The 20,909-nt window shown below is 70.8% G+C and carries 11 protein-coding genes; all 11 read left to right on the top strand.

Features of this window, described 5'->3' with window-relative positions:
* Positions 1-214: 214 nt before the first annotated feature.
* The 11 genes from ABZW96_RS19635 to ABZW96_RS19585 all read left to right on the top strand — a co-directional run bounded on the left by ABZW96_RS19635 (position 215) and on the right by ABZW96_RS19585 (position 20,895).
* Positions 215-2,209, top strand: a complete 1,995-nt coding sequence (locus tag ABZW96_RS19635) for a serine/threonine-protein kinase (RefSeq protein WP_355076460.1) — start codon at positions 215-217, stop codon at positions 2,207-2,209.
* 244 nt (positions 2,210-2,453) lie between these two features.
* On the top strand, positions 2,454-3,386 hold the full coding sequence (locus tag ABZW96_RS19630; RefSeq protein WP_355076459.1) for a LysR substrate-binding domain-containing protein: 933 nt from the start codon (positions 2,454-2,456) through the stop codon (positions 3,384-3,386).
* 97 nt (positions 3,387-3,483) lie between these two features.
* On the top strand, positions 3,484-5,166 hold the full coding sequence (locus tag ABZW96_RS19625; RefSeq protein ID WP_355076458.1) for an AMP-dependent synthetase/ligase: 1,683 nt from the start codon (positions 3,484-3,486) through the stop codon (positions 5,164-5,166).
* 95 nt (positions 5,167-5,261) lie between these two features.
* On the top strand, positions 5,262-6,521 hold the full coding sequence (locus tag ABZW96_RS19620) for an NAD(P)/FAD-dependent oxidoreductase (RefSeq protein ID WP_355076456.1): 1,260 nt from the start codon (positions 5,262-5,264) through the stop codon (positions 6,519-6,521).
* The gene (locus tag ABZW96_RS19615; RefSeq protein ID WP_355076454.1) at positions 6,518-7,123 is read left to right on the top strand and encodes an SGNH/GDSL hydrolase family protein; all 606 of its coding nucleotides are present in this window, start codon (positions 6,518-6,520) and stop codon (positions 7,121-7,123) included. Before ABZW96_RS19620 ends, ABZW96_RS19615 begins: the two co-directional genes overlap by 4 nt.
* Positions 7,124-7,151: 28 nt before the next feature.
* Positions 7,152-13,712 (top strand): SDR family NAD(P)-dependent oxidoreductase, encoded by a 6,561-nt coding sequence (locus ABZW96_RS19610; protein WP_355076452.1) that lies wholly within the window; start codon positions 7,152-7,154, stop codon positions 13,710-13,712.
* Positions 13,709-15,757, top strand: coding sequence for a beta-hydroxydecanoyl-ACP dehydratase (locus ABZW96_RS19605; protein WP_355076451.1), 2,049 nt, complete (start codon positions 13,709-13,711; stop codon positions 15,755-15,757). Before ABZW96_RS19610 ends, ABZW96_RS19605 begins: the two co-directional genes overlap by 4 nt.
* Positions 15,757-17,325 carry a PfaD family polyunsaturated fatty acid/polyketide biosynthesis protein gene (locus ABZW96_RS19600; protein WP_355076449.1) on the top strand — a complete coding sequence of 523 codons (1,569 nt, stop codon included), beginning with the start codon at positions 15,757-15,759 and terminating at the stop codon, positions 17,323-17,325. Before ABZW96_RS19605 ends, ABZW96_RS19600 begins: the two co-directional genes overlap by 1 nt.
* Complete coding sequence (accD, locus tag ABZW96_RS19595; protein WP_355076447.1) at positions 17,322-19,004, top strand: acetyl-CoA carboxylase, carboxyltransferase subunit beta; 1,683 nt, start codon at positions 17,322-17,324, stop codon at positions 19,002-19,004. Before ABZW96_RS19600 ends, accD begins: the two co-directional genes overlap by 4 nt.
* Positions 19,004-19,522: a biotin/lipoyl-containing protein gene (locus ABZW96_RS19590; RefSeq protein ID WP_355076446.1), complete on the top strand. Its 519-nt coding sequence runs from the start codon at positions 19,004-19,006 to the stop codon at positions 19,520-19,522. The genes accD and ABZW96_RS19590 overlap by 1 nt, the downstream gene beginning before the upstream one ends.
* Positions 19,519-20,895 (top strand): acetyl-CoA carboxylase biotin carboxylase subunit, encoded by a 1,377-nt coding sequence (locus ABZW96_RS19585; protein WP_355076444.1) that lies wholly within the window; start codon positions 19,519-19,521, stop codon positions 20,893-20,895. The genes ABZW96_RS19590 and ABZW96_RS19585 overlap by 4 nt, the downstream gene beginning before the upstream one ends.
* The last annotated feature ends 14 nt before the right edge of the window (positions 20,896-20,909 follow it).

Below are 20,909 nucleotides of genomic sequence, written 5' to 3'. Positions count from 1 at the left end.
GTCGTCGCGATGATCGCCACGACCGTGGCGGCAACCGGCATCGGTTCGCGGCATTGGAGGCCCCACCGCGCTGGGACCTGCGCTGATGGCTTCCGGCCGCTGACCGGCCCGCTGTGCGATACGTCCGCCGAAGGGGTTCGCCGGGCTCTACAGTTGAGCGCGGGAAGCCGGGGCACGACCCCCGGAAGTCCGGGTCCCCGTCACGGAGGACGAGATGACGACGCGACGTCAGACGCTCGAGGTGGGGTCGCGATTCGGGCCGTATCGCCTGGATCGCCTGATCGGTCGTGGCGGCATGGGGGAAGTGTTCGAGGCCTATGACACCGTCAAGGATCGCGTCATCGCGCTGAAGGTGTTGCCGGAGCGGTTGCACGACGACCCGGTGTTCCGGGAACGATTCCGGCGCGAATCGCACGTCGCGGCGCGGCTGCAGGAACCGCACATCATCCCGATCCACGACTACGGCGAGATCGACGGCCGGCTCTACATCGACATGCGCTTGGTCGGCGGCGACAGCTTGCGCGCGCTGTTGAAGGCGCAGGGGCCGCTGGAGCCGGAGCGGGCGGTCGCGCTCATCCGGCAGATCGCCGCAGCGCTGGACGCCGCGCACGCCGACGGCCTGGTGCACCGCGACGTCAAACCGGACAACATCCTGCTCACCCCCGACGGCTTCGCCTATCTCGTGGACTTCGGGATCGCGCAGTCGGCGACCGGGGAAAGTCTCACCGGCACCGGCTCGGCGATCGGGTCGTTCCACTACATGGCGCCCGAGCGGTTCCACTCTCGCACGGTCACCCCCGCCGCCGACATCTATGCCCTGACCTGCGTGCTGTACGAGTGCCTGACCGGTTCGCGGCCGTACCCCCGCGACACCGAAGCGCAGATCATCTCCGCGCACCTGTTCGAGCCGCCGCCGCCGCACTCGCACCGTCCCGGCCTGCCCCTCCGGCTGGACGACGTCGTCGCGCGCGGCATGGCCAAAGATCCGCAGGCGCGGTACGGCACCGCGGGTGATCTGGGGGCGGCGGCGCAGGCGGCGGTCGTGGTGGGCCCGGCTACGGGCCCGTCGGAGTCGCTGGAGACCGCGGACGCGCCTGCCGGTGCGGGTAGTCCGGAGGACCGGTCGGGCGCGGCGGGCCGCGGTCACCGCCCGAGGCGGCCACACCGCCGTCGGTTGTTGCGTGTGCTCGCCCTGCTGGGCGTCGTGCTGCTCGCCGCCACGCTCGGCTTCCTGGGCTGGGAGCTGGTCCGGCCTACCTCCGGCACCGCCGTGCCCGACGCGAGCGCGCCGAACGGCGCGGACGTCGAACTGCTCTCGCTGGTCGGCCCCTCCGGCTACAAACGCGCGAATTGTGTGCACGAGACTCCCGACGCTCCCACGGTCGCCGTCGTGTTCTGCGCCGCGAATCCGGCGGCGAGCGACCCCGTGGCGCGATTCCTGCGGTTTCGCACCGTCGACCAACTGCGCGGCTACACGTCGTCGTTGCTGACCGCGCTGCACGGACACAACTGCCCGGGAGATCCGCCGGGGCCGGACGGGCCGATGCTGCGCGACGGCGTGGAAGTCGGCCGCAAGTCGTGTTTCGAGAGCAAGATGGACGATCCCGCCGCGCCGCGGCCCGCGCTGCTGCTCACGGACGAGCGGGCTTCGGCGGCCGCGGTGTACATCTGGAACCCCGACGAGCAGCCGTACCGCGACTATGCCGCCGTGCGTAACCGCCTCGGGTTCCGCATCTCCGACGTCGCCCGCGATCCCGACTATTTCACGCAGGCCGATCATGCGGTGCTGAACCATCTGGCCGGTGATTTCGGGCCGGCCAACTGCCGCCACGCCGACCCGCCGCCCGGTCCGGTGGCCGCGGCGCTGGCCTGCGGGACGAAGGCCGGATTTCCGGCCGCGGAGTTCTTCGGCCTCTCGAACCCGGAGTCCGCGACGGCACTGTACGAGGCCGACCGCGCGCAGTTCTCCGGCCATGTCTGCGGTCGCGGCGACCAAGGTGACGATGTCTGGCGACAGGACGGCAAAGTCCTCGGCCGTTATTTCTGCTATCCGAACACCGACGCGGCGCTCGGCCCGAACTGTCTGCTGGTGATCCATCAGAAGTACGCGGTCATCGGGAATTTCTGCACGCTGCGCGCCGATCACCCGGAACCGGGGCCGAAGAGCGAAGCCGACCTGACGGCGTGGTTCCACCAGTATTTCGGCTAGCGCCCCGGCCCGCGCCGCGGTGGCAGCGCGGTTGCCCCACACCGAGTTTCCGTCTTTCGAGTTGCCCTCCGGCGGGGTTTCGGGGAAGCTGGATGGTCACGGGCGCGAGTAGCACACCCTCTCCTCCCTTCGGCGGCAGTTCACCGATCGGCTACGATTTCGGTGTCGTTCGTCCGACCTCGGTTCATCCTCGGTTACTTGGTGGCGCTACCGTTTCCGGTACGCGGAAAAAGGAGCCGGCGGCATGGAGTTCCGACATCTGGTTTCGTTCATCACGATTGCCGAAGAGCTGCATTTCGGCCGCGCAGCGCAGCGCTTGCATCTCACGCAGCCCAGTCTCAGTGCCCAGCTGCAGAAGCTGGAGAAATCGCTCGGCGTGCAACTGGTCGCACGCAACTCGCATGAGGTCAAACTGACCCCGGCGGGCCGGGAGTTCGAGAGTCAGGCCCGGCTCATCGTGGCGCAGATGGACCGCGCGGCCCAGGCCGCGAAGGCGACCGCCGAAGGGCGGGCGGGCACCCTCAACATCGGGTACAACCTTCCGGCCAGCAGACACGTGCTGCCGGAGGCGCTCACCAGGATGACGGAGCGACATCCCGACATCGTGGTGTCGCTGTGGGAGAAGCGCACGGGCCCGCAGTTGGCGGCGCTCTCCGACGGGTCGCTGGACCTCGCCCTCGTGTACGGCCATCCCAGTACGACCGACTTCCGGTACCGGCGGTTGCTGCACCGGGTGCCGCTGGTCGCCGTGGTCGGGCGCAGGCATCGGTGGGCCGACCGGCCCGGCGTTCCCTTCGCCGAACTCGAGGGCCAGGAATGTGTGCTCTTCGCCAGGGAACAGTGTCCGGCCATGTACGACTCGATCTTCCGGGCGGCGGCGGATTCCAGGATCTCCCTCGCGGTGGCGCAGACCGCCGACGACCCGGGCGCGACGGCGCACATGGTCTCGGTGCGCCCGCTGGTGGGGTTCGCCTCGCTGCCGCGGGCGATTTCGATGGGCATGGGCGGCCCGGGAACGGCTTCGGTCGCGGTGAAACTGTTCGATCCGGTGCCGACGCTCGATTTGTACGCGGTGTGGCGTGCGGACGAGCCGAATCCGGCGGTCGGCTTTTTCCTGGATTGCATCGATTCTCCGGAACCGGCGCAAATCGATATTGCCCGTGCGGTATCGGCCTGACCACGTCGATAGGTGATGACATTCGCGCGGTAGGAACCGCGATATCGGCGGCGCGGTAATTCCGTGCCGCCGACCAGAATTCGACATTGTGAACACAGTGTCTGTCATCGCAGTGTCGGTCGGTGAGAATGGTTTCGATCTGCCGGACTCGGCGAGTTTGTACTCGGTGATTTCCGGCGCGGCTGCCGAGCACCCGGACCGGCTTTCGCTGTGCGACGCCGACGGAACGCGGCTCACCAGCGCCGAGGTGGACCGCAGGGCCCGTGCCCTGGCCTCGGCTCTGGCCGAGCGCGGCGTCGCGGCGGGTGATCGGGTCGCGGTGCTCGGCCGCACGAATCTGTCCTGGGTGCTGCTGGATTGCGCGCTGCTGGCCCTGGGCGCGGTGGTGGTGCCGGTCTACCCCACCTCGTCACCGAGCCAGATCGAGCACATCCTGAGCGACAGCGGAAGCGCGTATTTCGCCGCCGAGAGCGCCGAGGACGCCGAGCGGCTGCGCGCGGCAGGCGCCGGTGAGGTCTGGGCCTTCGAGCAGATCGCGGAATGGGCCACCGGCGCGGTCGATCCGGGCCTGGCCGCGCGCATCGCCGCGGTCCGGCCGGACGACCTGGCGATGATCGTCTACACCAGCGGCACCACCGGCGTGTCGAAGGGCTGCCTGATCACCCATCGCAACATGTTCGTGTCCTCGTCGAACACCGTGCGCCGCACCGGTGCCATGTTCGACGGGACCACCGTGCTGGCCCTGCCGCTGTCGCACGTCTTCGGCCAGACCATCCTGTTCGCCTGCCTGTTCGGCGGCAGCCGCACGCATCTGCTGCCCGGCATTCCGGACCTGGTGCCCACGTTGCCCGCCGTGCGGCCGACCTTCCTCGCGATGATTCCCTACGGCTTGGAGAAGATTCGGAAGTATTGCCGCACCCTGCTCACCGAGACCGAGGAGCGGGAGGCGGTGGAGCGCGGTCTCGACCTGATGCGGGCGCGAGCCACGCCGGAGCCGTCGACGCACCCGGTGGCGGCAGCGCTCGGCGGTGAGCTGCGCTACGTCATCTCCGGCGGCGCCTCGCTGGACGATTCGACGGTCGGGTTCTACGCGGCCTTCGGCGTGGAGCTGCTCAACTGCTACGGCCTCACCGAAGCCGCCACCGCCGTGACGGTGAGCGCCCCCGAGACCAACCGGCTCGGCACGGTCGGCAGGCCGATTCCGGGGACCTCGGTGGCCATCGCCGCGGACGACGGCGAGGTGCTGGTCGGCGGACCGCACGTGTCGCCGGGGTACTGGGGCGCGGCGGCGAGCCAGTCGCCGGTGGACCCGGAGGGCTGGCTGCACACCGGCGACCTCGGCGAAATCGACGACGACGGATTCCTGCGGATCACCGGGCGTAAGAAGGAGATCCTGGTGACCTCCGGCGGCAAGAACGTGGCGCCCACGCCGCTGGAAGACCGGATCCGGCTGCATCCGCTGGTGTCCAACTGCATGGTGCTCGGCGACGGCCGCGATTTCGTGACCGCCCTGGTGACTCTGGATCAGGCGCAGGTGCGGCGCTGGCGCGCCACCGAGCCGGACGGCGATCTCACCGCCTCCGTGCAATCGGCGGTCGACGACGCGAATTCGCTCGTCTCGCGCGCGGAATCGATTCGGGCATTTCGGATCGTGGACGGAGATTTCACCGTCGAGGACGGACTGTCGACTTCGTCACGAAAACTGCGCCGCGCCGCGATCGCCGAAGTCTACGCGGCGGATATCGAACTGCTGTATTCCGCGCCGCGGCCCGCACGATAGCCGCGGCCGATCGGCCGATGAATCAGGGCCCGGCGCGGTGGTCGAGCGCCAGGCACGGCCACAGACTCGAATCGGAATTCGACTACCGGAAAGTGATGCGAAACATGTACGACGTCATCGTTGTCGGAACCCGGGTCGCGGGCGCCCCGCTGGCCATGTTGCTGGCCAGGAAGGGCTACCGGGTGCTCGCCGTCGACCGCGCGAGTTTCCCCAGCGACACCCCCTCGACCCACTACATCCACCAGGCCGGGCTCGGCTTCCTGAAGTCGTGGGGCCTGCTGGACGAGGTCGTCGCCACCGGCGTTCCGGCGATCCGCCACCTGAACTTCTCCTACACCGACATCGTGATCAAGGGCTTCGCCGATACCGCCGCCGACGGCATCGACGCCGTCTACTGCCCGCGCCGCACGGTGCTGGACAAGATCCTGGTCGAGGCCGCGGGCAACTCCGGCGTCGAGGTGATCCAGGGCTTCACCGTCTCCGAACTGGTCTTCGAAGGTGACCGCGTGGCCGGCATCCGCGGGGCGATCGGCGACGGCGCCGAGCAAGAGTTCCGCGCCGAGCTGGTGATCGGCGCCGACGGCTCGAACTCGCTGGTGGCCAAGGCCGTCGGCGCACAGGAGTACGAGGGCTCGCCCGCGGCGTGCTTCGTCTACTACTCCTACTACGCGGGCGTCGACTGGGGCATGCAGCACCGCACCGGATTCGGCGAGCAGCAGTTCGCGTCCTGGCCGACCAACGACGATCTGGCCTTGGTCGCGGTCATGCGCAAGCGGGACCGGTTCCGCGAGTTCCGCGCCGACGCGGACGCCGGCGTGCAGGAGATCGTCGACCAGGTCGACCCGGAGATCGGCGCTCGCCTGCGCGACACCGGCAAGCGGGTGGAGCAGTTCCGCCCGATGCTGTACCCGGACAACTACCGCCGCGCGTCGCACGGCCCCGGCTGGGCGTTGGTCGGCGACGCCGCCTACCACAAGGATCCGTTCACCGGCTGGGGCATCACCGACGCGTTCAAGTACGCGCAGTTGCTCGCCGACCACGTGGACGAAGGCCTGTCCGGTGCGCGTCCGATGGACGAGGCGCTGGCGGAGTATCAGCGCGAGCGCGACGCGCAGAGCGCCAGCACCTACGAACTGACGCTGAGCATCTCGGAGCTGTCGCTGACCCCGTACTACGACTCGGTGTTCCGCGCGACGTCGCTGGACGCGGACTACACCAAGCACTTCTTCGGGCTGATCGCGGGAATCTACTCGCCGGACAAGTACTTCGGCGAGCAGGAGTTGGCCGCACTGTACGAGAAGGTGGACTTCCCGGCGGCGGCCAGGCACGTCAGCAAGGACGGAGTGACCGCATGAGCGCGCCCGTGCTGACCGCGCTTGGTGACAGCTTCGTCGAAGGGCGCGGCGACGCCGCGCCCGGGGGCGGCTACCGTGGCTGGGTTCCGCGTCTCGGCGGCCAGCTCGGGCTGCGGCCCGCGGCGGTGCGCAATCTCGGCGAGCACGGCGCGACGACCGCTGCCGTGCTGGAACGTCAACTGCGCGTGGCGCTTTCGGGCCGTTCCGGCCTGTTCGGCGTCGTGGTCGGCGTGAACGACCTGGTAAGCGATTTCGCCGAAGACCGCTTCGCCCGCAACCTCGCCGAGCTGTTCGGCGGCCTGCGGGCAGGCGGCGCGACCGTGTTCACGGCCAGCTACCCGGACATCCCGGCCCGGCTGCCCGTGCCCGACGGCTTCCGCGCGCTGCTGCGCGAGCGGTTCGCCTTCGCCAACGCGGTGCTCGCGGACGTCACCGCCGACACCGGCACGCTGCTGCTGGACATCGCCACCCAACCCGAATGGGAGCGGCCGGAGATGTGGACCGCCGACGGTCTGCACCCCAGTTCGCTGGGCCACCACCGGTTCGCCGCGAGCGTCGCCGAACTCGTCGCGTCGCGCACCGCGACGACCGTGGCCGCCTGACCATCCACCCGGTTCGAGAGGAATTTCCGTGACAGACGACAGACGCCTGGCGCGCAACCCGATCGCCATCGTCGGGATGTCCGGGCTGCTGCCCAACGCCCACAATCATCGAGAGTATTGGCAGAACATCGTCGACGGCGTCGACTGCACCACCGAGGTCCCCGGGTCGCGCTGGAGCCTCGACGACTACTTCGATCCCGACCCCGCGACGCCGGACAAGACCTACTCGCGCCGGGGCGCGTTCCTGCCCGACATCGAGTTCGACCCCTTGGAATTCGGTCTGCCGCCCAACCAGCTCGAAGTGACCAGCACCATGCAGACGCTCAGCCTCGGCGTCGCGCGTGACCTGCTGCGCGACGCGGGCGCGGTGGACTCCGCCTGGTACGACGCCGGCCGCACCGGCGTGGTCCTCGGCACCACCGGCCCGGTGCCGCTGATGCACCCGCTGGCCGCGCGGCTGTCCACGCCGGTGCTGAAGGAGGCGGCGCGCTCGGTCGGTCTGTCCGACGCGGACGCCGACGCCATCGCCGATCGGTTCGTCGCGGCTTTCGCGCCGTGGGAGGCGAATTCGTTCCCCGGCCTGCTGGCCAACATCACCGCGGGCCGGGTGGCCAACCGGCTCGGCCTCGGCGGCATCAACTGCACCGTGGACGCGGCGTGCGCGGCCTCGCTGGCCGCCTTGCGCACCGCCATCGCCGAACTGCAGGACGGCCGCGCGGACATGATGATCACCGGCGGCGTGGACACCGAGAACACCATCTTCATCTACCTGTGCTTCAGCAAGGTCGGGGCGCTGTCGTCCAGCGGGCGGATCAGTCCCTTCTCCGCCGACGCCAACGGCACGCTGCTCGGCGAGGGCATCACCATGCTCGCGCTGCGCAGACTGGAGGACGCGCGCCGCGACGGCAACCGGATCTACGCCGTCATCCGCGGACTCGGCTCCTCCAGCGACGGCCGCGCCAAGAGCATCTACGCCCCGCGCGCGGGCGGCCAGCGCGTCGCGCTGGACCGGGCCTACGCCGACGCCGAGATCTCGCCCGCCGATGTCGCGCTCATCGAAGCGCACGCCACCGGCACGCCCGTCGGCGACAAGACCGAGCTCACCGCGCTGAAGGAGCTGCTGACCGACGCGACGCCGGAGCGGGCCTTCGCCGCCCTCGGCAGCGTGAAGTCGCAGATCGGGCACACCAAGGGCGCCGCGGGCACCGCGAGCGTGATGAAACTGGCGCTGGCGCTGCACCAGAAGGTGCTGCCCGGCACCATCAACGTCTCGGCGCCCAACGCCGAGATCGCCGCCGTCGACGCGCCGTACTACGTGAACACCCGCACGCGTCCGTGGATCCGTGACCCGCAGCGCCCGGTGCGCCGCGCGGCTGCTTCGGCATTCGGCTTCGGCGGCACCAACTTCCACGTCGTGCTCGAGGAGGCGGACGCCGACCGCGCCGCGCACCCGGTGCTGCATCGCACCGCCCGCGCGCACCTGTGGCACGCGCCCGACGTGTCCGGACTGATCGATGCGGTGCGCAGTGTCGCGCCGTCCGACGGGGGCGAGATCCCGGAGGATCACGCGCGCATCGGGTTCGTCTCGGTGGACGAGGAGAACGCCGCGCATCTGCGTTCGCTCGCGGTGGACGAACTGGTCCGCAACCCCGACGCCGCCGACTGGGAGCACCCCGAGGGCGTGTACTTCCGCGCCGCCGCACTGCCGGATCGCAAGGCGGGCGCGCTGTTCGCCGGGCAGGGCAGCCAGTACGTCGACATGGGGCTGGACGCGGCGGTGAACAATCCCGCGGTCGGCGCGGCGTTCGACGCGGCCAACGAGGTGTTCGCGGGCGCGCCGGTGCGGTTGTCGTCGGTGGTCTTCCCGCCGCCCGCGTTCGACGACGACGTGGCGGCGGAGCAGGAAAGCGTCTTGCGCCGAACGGAATTCGCGCAGCCAGCGATCGGCGCGCTGTCCGCAGGACAGTTCACGGCGCTGTCGGACTACGGCTTCCACGCCGACGGGTACCTCGGGCACAGCTTCGGTGAGCTGACCGCGCTGTGGGCCTCGGGTGCGCTCAGCACGGCCGATTTCTTCGCGCTGGCTCGCGCTCGCGGCGTGGCCATGACGCCTGAGCCGGGTGTCGAGGCGGGCACCATGGTGGCGCTCGGTGCGTCCCGGCAGACCGCCGAGGAACTGCTCGACGGTGTCGAGGACGTCTGGATCTGCAATCACAACGCGCCCGACCAGGTCGTGGTCGGCGGCGGTGCGGAGGGGATCGCGGCCGTCGTCGCGCGCTGCGGTGAGCGTGGCGTGGCGACCCGTTCGCTGCCGGTGTCCGGTGCGTTCCACACGCCCTATGTCGCTCACGCCACCGCGGCGTTCGCCGCCGCGATCACCGAGGTGCACATCGGCGCGCCGGACGCTCCGGTCTTCGCCAACACGCCGGACGCCCGCTACGGCGACGACGTGGCGGCCAACCGGGCCGTGCTGACCGAACAGCTCGGCAAGCCGGTCGAATTCGTGGCCGCGCTCACCGCGATGCGCGACGCGGGCTGCACCGTGTTCGTGGAGTTCGGGCCGAAGCAGGTGCTGACCTCGCTGGTGCGGCGCACCCTCGGCGACGACGTGGTCGTCATCGCGACCGACTCCGGCCCGATCGGCAACAGCGATCTCGCGCTGACCCGCGCGGCGGTGCGCCTGGCCGTGCTCGGGTTCGGCCTGCACGGCATCAACCGCCACACCGCGCCGGAGCCGGAGGCGGCGGTCACCGGTCGCGCCATGACGGTGACGATGTCGGCGCCGGAATACGTGCCCGACACCCGGCGCAAGTCCTACGCCGCCGCGCTCGACGCCGAATACCGGCTCAGCGTGCTCGCGGCGGCTCCCGCTCCGGTCGACAGCGTGGTCGATCACCAGCCCGCCGAGCAGCGGGCCGTGCCCACCGCTTCCACCGCAGCAACGGAGACACCCGTGTACCCCACACCGCAGCCCGCCGACACCGGTTCGGACGCGCTGGAGAGCGCGTTCGTCCAGCACCTGCACACGCACCGCCAGTTCCTGGACGGCCAGCTGGACATGGCCCGCGATCTGGCCGGCGCGCTCGGCGACGGCAGGCTCGACGCCGCCACCGTCCGCGCCATCGAAGCGGTCAAGGAACACGGTGTCGCGATCAGCCACAGCCACGCGCGGGCCAGCGAGGTGCTCGCCCAGCTGGTCGAGCTGGAGAGCGGCTTCGCGCCGGTGTCACGGTCATCGACGCAGGTCACGCGCCCCGCGCCCGCCCCGCGCGCGGCGATCGAGCCCGCGCCGGTACGACGGCCGCTGGCCACCGCCATGGTCGTGGACGAACACCGCGCTCCCGCCCCGGAACCCGGCGCGGCGCCCGCTCCGGCGACGAACGGGCACGCTGCTCCCGCCGACCAGGTGACCGGCGACGCGTTGCGCAGCGCGCTGCGTGAGGTGGTCGCGGAGAAGACGGGCTATCCGGTGGAGATGGTGGATCCGTCGATGGATCTGGAAGCCGATCTGGGTGTGGATTCGATCAAGCGGGTGCAGGTGATCGGCGCTCTGCAGGAACGCTTCCCGCAACTGCCGAACCTCGGCCCCGAGCAATTGGGCACGGTGCGAACGCTGGATCAGATCGCCGAGCTGCTCGGCGCCACCGGCGCGCCGACCCCGGCCGCGCCGTCAGCGACATCGAACGGCACCGCTCACGTGGTCACCGACGACCAGGTCTCGGGTGCGGCGTTGCGGCGCGCGCTGCGTGAGGTGGTCGCGGAGAAGACCGGTTATCCGGTGGAGATGGTGGATCCGTCGATGGATCTGGAAGCCGATCTGGGTGTGGATTCGATCAAGCGGGTGCAGGTGATCGGCGCTCTGCAGGAACGCTTTCCGCAGTTGCCGAGTCTGGGCCCGGAGCAGTTGGGCACGCTTCGCACGCTGGATCAGATCGCCGAGCTGCTCGGAGCGCAGGACGCCGGAACGTCGGCGAACGGCACGGTCGCCCCGGCCGACGCTGAAGTGACGGACGAGGCGTTGCGGCGCGCGCTGCGCGAGGTGGTCGCGGAGAAGACCGGTTATCCGGTGGAGATGGTGGATCCGTCGATGGATCTGGAAGCCGACCTCGGCGTGGACTCGATCAAACGAGTGCAGGTGATCGGCGCGTTGCAAGAACGGTTTCCGAAGCTACCGAGTCTGGGCCCGGAGCAGTTGGGCACGCTTCGCACGCTGGATCAGATCGTGGTGGAACTCGCCGGGACGGCGGGAGGTGATGTCCACCCAAAAGCTGAGGCCGCGGCGGGAACGTCGCGGCACGCCGTCGAACTGGTCGCGCTGCCCGCTCCGGATCGGGCGGTAGCGCCCTACCGGGACGGGGCGCGGGCGGTGCTCGTCGACCTGACCGGCGAAGCGGACTCCGGATCGGACGCGCTCGCGGCAGCGTTGAGCGGGCTCGGTTGGACTGTGCGACAGACGGATTCGGCAGACGGGTTGGACGGCGAGCCGCTCGACCTCTGCCTCGTCCTGCTGGGCGGCACCGCCGACTGGGCGTTGGCGCAACGCCGCCTGACCGACGGCATCCTCCTGGCCGGCCGTACTGTGCCGCTGCTGCGCGGCGGATCGGACCGAGCGGCCTTCGTGACGGTGACGCGGCTGGACGGCGCACTCGGTTTCCACGGCACCGTGCAGCCCGAGCACGCGCTGCTCGGCGGCATCGGCGGCGTGGTGAAAACGTTGGCCGCCGAACAGCCGGAGCTGTTCTGCCGGGCGCTCGACGTCGACCCGGCCTGCTCCGCAAGGCAACTGGCCGAGTTCGTGACCGCCGAGCTGTTCGATCCGGCTCGCGACACGCTCGAGGTCGGCATCGACACCACGGCGCGACGATGGACTCCGGTGCCGAGCGGGCACGCGCCCGCACGCACCGTTCTCCCGGTGCGCACGGGCACGGAGCAGGATGCCACCGTGCTCACCGCCGAGGACGTCCTGTTGGTCACCGGCGGCGCGCGCGGCGTCACGGCAACCTGCGTGCTGGCGCTGGCCGCGCGCAGCGAGGCACGCTTCGTGCTGCTCGGGCGTTCCGAACCGGCCGCCGAACCGGATTGGGCGGCAGGGGTTTCCGATGCCGATCTCAAGGCCGCCGCAGTACGCGCGCTGGCCGGTTCCGGCGCGAAGCCGCGCGATATCGAGCGTGCCGTGTCCGGAATCCGCGCAACACGCGAGATCCGGGAGACGCTGACCGCGCTCGGCTCCCGCGCCGAGTACCTCGCGGTCGACGCCACGGACGAGCAGGCGGTCGCCGCCGCGCTCGCACCGTGGCGGGACTCGATCACCGGCGTCGTGCACGGAGCGGGAGTGCTGGCCGACTCCGTGATCACGGACAAGACGGCCGAATCGGTCGCGCGCGTGCTCGATCCCAAGATCGCCGGACTGGCGTCGGTGCTCGGCGCGCTCGGCGAACTGCGTCATCTGGTGCTGTTCACCTCCGTGGCCGGGCTGTTCGGCAATGCCGGTCAGGCCGATTACGCGGCAGCGAACGAGGCGCTCTCCCGATTCGCGGTGAGCCTGCGGGCGCAACGGCCGAATTGCCATGTCACCGCGATCGACTGGGGTGCGTGGGACGGCGGCATGGTGACTCCCGCCTTGCGGGAACACTTCCGGACGCGCGGTGTCGAACTGCTCGACCCGCAGGTGGGCGCGGCGGCGTTCACCGAGCAATTCACCGAGGCGCGCTCCGCGGACACGGTCGTGCTCATCGGACCCGCGAAGTCGTTGTCGGACACCACGTCCGCCACCGGCACAGTCCGGGCGCGGCGGACGATCACCGGGATCACCGCGGACCCGATCATCGCGGCGCACCGGATCGGTGAGCACATCGTGCTGCCCGCGACCTTCGGGCTCGGCGCGATGATCAACTTCGCCGAACGCGGCCTGCCGGGCCGCACGGTGGTCGGCGTCCGGGACTTCGAAGTGCTCAAAGGCATCGTCTTCGAACGGCCGCTCGACGAATTGGAACTGGAAATCGCGCCGGAAGAGGGCGCGTCCACTGTGCGGGCGACGGTGCGCGGCGAGAATGCCGTCCACTTCCGCGCGACCCTCGTGCTCGCCGAAACGCCGGATCGGCCACCGCGCAAGCCGGTGCCGGGTGGTTCTGTCGGCGAGGCGACCATCTATCGCGACGCCGTCCAGTTCCACGCGCCCGCGTTGCAGGGACTGCGCCGGGTCCGGGCGGTCTCGGACGACGCGATCGTCTTCGACTGCGAACTGCCCCCCGCGACCGTGGCGGGCGGAGCCTACGCCGGGCGGCTGCACGATCCGGTCCTGGCCGACCTGATCCTGCAGGGGCCGCCCGTGCTGGGCCACCGGCTGCTCGGCAGCGCCTGTCTGCCGCTCGGCGCCGGGCGGATCGACTACTTCCGGCCACTGCCCGCGAGCGAGCCGTTCGTGCTCACCGTGGACAACCCGCGCGCCGGTCGTGTCGACGCCCGGATCGACGCCACCGCCACAACGGCGGATGGCACTGTACTGCAACGTTTCTCGGACGTCACCGTGGTGACGACACCCGATCTGACGGAGAAGTTCCAGACCTCGGTGAGGCGGTGGATGGCATGACAACCCTGGAATTCGACGGGATTCCGTTCGATCCGGTGACGGCGCTCGCGGAAACGGGGGAGGGCGTCGACGAGGCGCCGACGCTTCGGCCGGGCTCCGACGACACGGTCACGCCGGCGAGCCCGTTCGCCGGGTACGCGGAGACGGCCCCGGCCGCCGGTCTCGCGGTCACCGGAACACAACCCGAGGCGCGGGCGGCGCATGCCGACGGCTCCGCCTCGCGTGCGGCCGGTCCGCTCGCCGAAATCCGCACCGGCGTCGTCGCCGCGCACCGGGCGGCGTTGAGCGCGCAGCTGGCCATGCAACGGGCGGTGTGGCAGCGAGCGCTGCGCCGTTCGTCGGTCACAGCCGAGGCGGCCGGTCACGTCCACGAAGGACTGGAGGCGTCCGGCGTCCGGGGCGAATTCACCGCCGCCGAGTCCGCCTTCAAGCCGCCTGCTCGCACCGACCGCACGCGCCTGGATCGAGCGGACCTGCTCCGTCTCGCCGAAGGTGAGCTGAGCGTCTTCGGCTCCGCGTACCGGCGCCCCGGCACTGTGGCGGCGGCCCGGCTGGGCGGTTCGACCCGGCTCGCGCTCACCGAGGTGACCCGCATCGAGTTGTACGGCGGCTCCGGCAAGGGCAGCGTCGAAGCACGATTCGAGGGCGACCCGCACGCGGCGGCGACGCAGGTCGCGGAGGTGTTCGCGCTGTATCTGGGCCTGCCGCTGGTGCTGTCGGGCAGCTCCCTGGTCGCCGAATGCACGGGTACGGTTGCGGGTGCCGCGTCCGGCACGATCACGCTGACGGTGACCGCGCTCGACTTGGCGCCCCGGCCGTACGTCACCGGCACCGTCCGCGTCGCGGGCGCGGAAGGCGCGCTCGACGTCACGGTCACGGTGGTGGAGCGTCCGGGCAGCGGGGTCGGCCCCGGCCAGGTTTCGGAAAGCCTGCTGCTCAACGAGTTCCACATGGCCCACCTCGCCCGGGGTGACCAAGGAATCGCCATGGGACCGGAATTCGCGGAGTACACCGGGGTGCGGGCGACCCGTCTGCCGACCGGCGGCCTGCTGCTGGTCGACCGGGTGCTCGACTTCGACGGCAAGCGCGGGAACCTGGACGGCGCGTCCTACACCACCGAATACGACTCACCCGCCGACTCCTGGTACTACGGCGACACCGCGAACGACTCCATGCCGCACTTCGTCTACATGGAGACCTCGTTGCAGGCGGCGCTGCTGATGGGCTATTACGCGGGTCCCACGCTCACCCAGCCCGGCACCACCCTGAGCCTGCGCAACCTGGGCGGCACCGCCACCGTGCTGCGGCAGCTCGATTTGCGGGACAAGACGATCAGCCAGTCCTCTCGGCTGCTGTCCACCACCATCCTGCCCGGTTCGTCGCTGCAAACCTTCGACTACACGCTCAGCGTGGACGGCGAGCCGTTCTACACCGGCGAGACCATGTTCGGCTACTTCAGCGACGAGGCCTTGGCCAACCAGACCGGACTCGACGCGGGACGCCCCGCGCCGAGCTGGCTGGCGGAGAACCCGGGCGCACGGGTGCGCACCATCGATGTCGCCGCCCGCCGCGCGAACCCGGCCGCCCGCCTGTGCTCGAGGCGCACCCTGGCGCTGATCGACCGGGTCGAGGTGGTCGACGGCGGCGGCAGCTACGACTCCGGATATCTGCATTCGCTGCGCGAGATCGATCCGTCCGACTGGTATTTCGCCCGGCACTTCCACCTCGACCCGGTGATCCCTGGCTCGCTCGGTGTGGAATCGGTGATCCACGCGATCCAAGAGTGGATGATCGACGCCGGATTCGCCGACACGATCGGCGATCCGGTCTTCCGCATCCCCGCAGGCCGGACGTTCAGCTGGCGCTACCGCGGGCAGTTCCTGCCCACCGACGGCACCGTAGAACTCGAGGCCCACATCAAGGAGATCCACCGCGGCCCGCGCGGGGTCACCGTCGTCGCCGACGGTTCGCTGTGGAAGCCGGGGCTGCGCATCTATGAGCTGACCGATCTCGCGGTCGAACTCGTCGAGCGGGAGGAGCGCTGATGACCACGTCCCGGGCCGGTACTCTCGCCGACACCGCCGACGGCATCACCGCCGTCCTGTCCGACCTGACGCGCCCGTGCTGGATCGTGCGCCACGACGGCCGGATGGGCGCGACGTCCGACGAGCGCACCGCGGCACACGCGGAGGTGCTCGCGGCGGTGGCTCCGCTGCCGCCCGAGCAGCTCGGTGATCGGCGATTCGCCGCCGCCCACGGCGTGCGAGCGGCCTACGCGGCGGGCGCGATGGCGAACGGCATCGCCTCGCCCGCTCTGGTTTCGGCGATGGCGCGGGCGGGATACCTCGCCTCCTACGGCGCGGCGGGCGTTCCACCCGCCGCGGTGGACGCGGCACTGGCCGAGCTGAGCCGCACGCTGGTCGGAAAACCGTTCGCGTGCAATCTCATCCACAGCCCCTCCGAGCCCGCCTTGGAGCGCGCGATCGTCGACGCCTGCCTGCGGTACCAGGTTCGCTGCGTGGAGGCGTCGGCGTTCATGGGCCTCACCGGTGAGGTCGTGCGTTACCGGGCGGCGGGGCTGGCCGTCGACCGGCGAGGACGCGTCGAGGTGCGCCACCGCCTGATCGCGAAGGTCTCCCGGGTGGAGGTGGCCGAGCCGTTCCTGCGTCCGGCTCCCGCACGGCTGCTGCGCGCACTGGTCGAAGCCGGTGACCTGACGCCCGAGCAGGCGCGGCTCGCCGAACAGGTGCCGATGGCCGACGACATCACGGCCGAAGCCGACTCCGGCGGTCACACCGACCGCAGACCACTGCTGGTACTGCTGCCCGAGCTCATCGCGGCACGGGATCGACTGGCCCGCACCGTGCCCGCCGCCGCGGCCGTCCGCGTCGGCGCGGCGGGCGGCATCGGCACCCCCGCAGCCGCGGCCGCCGCCTTCGCGCTGGGCGCCGCTTACGTGGTGACCGGTTCGGTGAATCAGGCCACCGTGGAAGCCGCCCAGTGCGACACCACCAAACAGCTGCTCACTCAGGCGGATTTCGCCGACTGCGCCATGGCGCCGTCCTCGGACATGTTCGAGCTCGGCGTCCAGGTGCAGGTGCTGCGCCGCGGCACCATGTTCGCCACCCGCGCGCAGCGGCTCTACGACACCTACCGCGCCTATGACGGCATCGACGCGTTCCCGGCCGAGCTGCGCCGCGAGCTCGAGGCCACGCTGTTCCAGCGGCCCCTCGACGCCGTGTGGAAGGACTGCGTCAGCTACTTCACCGAACGCGATCCGGCCCAGCTCCCCGGCGCGGACGCGGACCCGAAACGCAAGATGGCGCTGGTGTTCCGGTGGTATCTGGGGCTGTCGTCGGGGTGGAGCATTCGCGGCGAGGCCGGTCGCGTCGCCGATTACCAGATCTGGTGCGGGCCCGCGATGGGCGGGTTCAACAACTGGGCGGCCGGAAGTTATCTGGCGGCGCTGCGCAACCGGCACGTCGCCGACATCGCCGACCAGATGATGCTGGGCGCGGCCTACCTCACCCGCGTCGCCCAGCTGCGCACCGCGGGCGTGCGGCTACCCGCCGACTGCGCCCGCTTCGTACCCCGACCGAGGGAGGAACGATGACCGCACTGGAGACGGGTCCGGACACCCGGACCTGCTGGATGGTGTGCCCGTCCTGCGCCGCCATGCTCTACGCCAAACGCTACGAGCGCGCGGGCCGGGTCTGCCCGGATTGCGACGGGCACGGCATGCTGACCGCGGACCAGCGCATCGAGGCGCTGCTCGACCCGGGATCGGCGCGGCACATCCAGCCGTCCGCCACCGCGGTCGATCCGCTCGGCTTCACCGACTCCCGGCCCTATCCCGAGCGGCATGCCGAGGCGAGCCGTCGCACCGGGCTGCCCGACGCCATCCGTTGCGTGCGCGGCACGATCGGCGGCGCACCGCTGGTGCTGGCGGTCATGGACTTCCGCTTCCTCGGCGGCAGTCTCGGCGCGGCCGTCGGCGAAGCGGTCACCGGCGCTGCCGAGACCGCGCTCGCGGCGCGGGTGCCGCTGGTGCTGGTCACCGCGTCCGGCGGCGCCCGCATGCAGGAGGGCATCCTCGCGTTGATGCAGATGGCCAAGACCAGCCAGGCGCTGCGCGAACTCGACGACGAGGGCGTGCTGACCATCTCGGTGATCACCGATCCCACCTACGGGGGCGTGGCGGCGTCTTACGCCACGTCCACCGACATCATCATCGCCGAACCCGGCGCGCGTCTCGGCTTCGCCGGACCGCGGGTGATCCAGCAGACCATCGGCGAGACGCTGCCCGCGGGCTTCCAGACCGCGGAATTCCTGCTCGAACACGGTGTGGTGGACATGATCTGCCACCGCTCGGCCCTGCGGGACCGGCTGGCGCGCCTGCTCGCGCTGGCCGCCGACAGCTCGCGTCCCGTCGCGTTCGCCGACGACGAGAATCCGGTCCGCGCCGACGCGACCCAGCTCGCCCCGCGCGACGCCTGGCAGAGTGTGCGCGCCGCGCGCGAACTCGCCAGGCCGACCACGCTGGACTACTTGGCCGCGTCGTTCGACGAATTCGTGGAGCTACACGGCGACCGCTTGTCGGCCGACTGCCCGGCCATGATCACCGCGCTGGCCCGCCTCGACGGCGCGCCGGTCGTGGTTATCGGCACCCAAAAGGGTCACACCGCAACCGAATTGGCGCAGCGCAATTACGGCATGCCCACCCCGGCCGGATACCGGAAGTCGGCCCGCGTGCTGCGCCTGGCCGCCAAGCTGGGCATTCCGGTGATCACCCTGGTCGACACCGCGGGCGCCTACCCCGGTGTGACCGCCGAGGAACAGGGGCAGGCCGTCGCCATCGCGGAATCACTCAAACTGCTCGCCGGGCTACCCGTGCCGGTGGTCACCGTGATCACCGGCGAGGGCGGCAGCGGGGGAGCGCTCGCGCTGGCGGTGGCCGATCGAGTGATCGTCTGCGAGAACGCGGTCTATTCGGTGATCAGCCCGGAAGGGTGCGCCTCCATCCTGTGGAAGGACGCTACCGCCGCACCCCGCGCCGCCGCCGCCTTGCGGGTGGACTCGACCTCCTTGCTCGAACTCGGCGTCGCGGACGGCGTACTGCCCGAGCCGCCGGGCGGCGCACACCGCGATCCCGCCGCGGCCGCCGCCGCCCTGCGTCAGGCGCTGCGCCACGCCGTGTCCGATCTGGCGCGACTCCAGGCGGCGCAACTGCTCGACCGGCGCCACCACCGTTTCCGTGTCTTCGGACTGTCCACGAACGATCAGGAGAAGTGATGACCGAGTCCGTGACCACCGAGCCCGCGGGCCGCGCGCTGAATCCGGTCGACGCCGACCAGGCGCTGACCGTGCTGTCGCGGCACGCGCTGTCCGTGCGGGCCGAGACCGCGCCGACCTCGGTGACCGTCGCCAACGGCCCGCTGGTGCTGCGGATCAGCTGGGATGGGCACAACGGCACCAGTGGGCCGGTCGCCGTCGCACCCACGGCGGCCGCCCCGGTCCCCGCGGCGCCCGCAGAGTCCGCGCCGCAGGACACTCGTTCGGACGCGGATACTTTCACGCTGACGGCGGAAACCGTCGGCGTGTTCTATCGCGCGCCCGAACCCGGCGCGGCGCCGTTCGTCGCCGAGGGCGACCCGGTGCGGGCCGGTCAGCAGGTCGGCATCGTCGAGGCGATGAAGCTGATGATCCCGGTGACCGCGACCAGGGAGGGCCGGGTGGCGGAATTCCTGGTGGAGAACGGGGAAGCGGTCGAGCACGGCGCGCCGCTGCTGGTGCTCGAGGTGGTGCGATGACCGTGCGGCCGATCCGCAAGGTGCTCGTCGCCAATCGCGGCGAGATCGCCGTGCGGGTCATCCGCACCTGCGCCGAACTCGGGATCGCCACCGTCGCGGTGTATTCCGCGGCCGACGCCGACTCGGCCGCCGTCCGGCTCGCCGACCAGGCGTTCCGGATCGGTCCCGGGCCCGCGAAGCGCAGCTACTCCTACATTCCCGCGATCATCGAGGCCGCCAGGGCCACCGGCGCCGACGCCATCCACCCCGGATACGGATTCCTCTCCGAGGACCCGGATTTCGCCGAGGTGTGTGAGGCGGAGGGGTTCGTGTTCGTCGGCACCCCCGCCGCGATCATGGCCGATCTCGGCGACAAGTCGACGGCACGGTCACTAATGGCCGCGGCGGGGCTGCCGCTGCTGCCGGGCAGCCGTGAGCCGCTCGACACGGTGGACGAGGCGCACGCCCTCGCCGACGACATCGGCTACCCGGTGATCATCAAAGCGGTCGCGGGGGGCGGCGGCCGCGGGATGCGGGTCGTGCGTGACTCGGCGGACTTCGCCGCGGCCTGGCAGGAGACCCGCGCCAACGCCACCGCCGTGTTCGGCGACGGCCGCCTGTACGTGGAGCGCTACCTCGACTCGGCGCGGCACATCGAAGTCCAGATCCTGGCCGATCGGCACGGCACGGTGCGGCATCTCGGCGCGCGCGACTGCTCCTTGCAGCGGCGGCACCAGAAACTCGTCGAGGAGTCGCCCGCGCCGGGGCTGTCCGAGGAACTCGTCGCCCGGATCGGGGCAGCGGCCGTGCGCGGCGCCGAAGCCGTCGGCTACGTCGGGGCGGGAACCTTCGAATTCCTGTTGGATCAGCGGGGCGATTTTTACTTCATGGAGGTCAACTGCCGGCTACAGGTCGAGCATCCGGTCACCGAGATGGTCACCGGCATCGACCTCGTCGCCGAGCAGTTGCGCATCGCCTCCGGGCTGCCGCTGGCGTTGTCCGCCGACGTCGCCACGCCGCGCGGTGTGTCCATCGAATGCCGGATCAACGCCGAGGATCCGGAGCGCGAATTCGCACCCGCCCCAGGCACGCTCGCCGATTGCACGCTGCCCGGCGGACCGTTCGTCCGGATCGACACCCATGTCGGCCCCGGCTATGCCATTCCGCCGCACTACGATTCGCTGCTCGCCAAGATCATCGTGTGGGCTCCCGACCGTCCCGCGGCCATCGCGCGGATGCGCCGGGCTCTGGCCGAGACCAGAATCCATGGCAGGGGCGTGGCCACGACGACCGAATTCCTGCACGACATCCTCGATCACCCCCGATTCCGCGCCGCGGATCACGACACCGCCCTCATCGGGACCCTCACCACGGTGTCGCGCGTCGCCTCATGAAGCCGCCGCCATCG

Origin of the sequence: Nocardia sp. NPDC004168, from assembly GCF_040610355.1 — a bacterium.
GTDB lineage: Bacteria > Actinomycetota > Actinomycetes > Mycobacteriales > Mycobacteriaceae > Nocardia > Nocardia sichangensis.
Note: the sequence above shows the minus strand (reverse complement) of the source record. Positions and strands in the feature narration are given on the sequence as shown.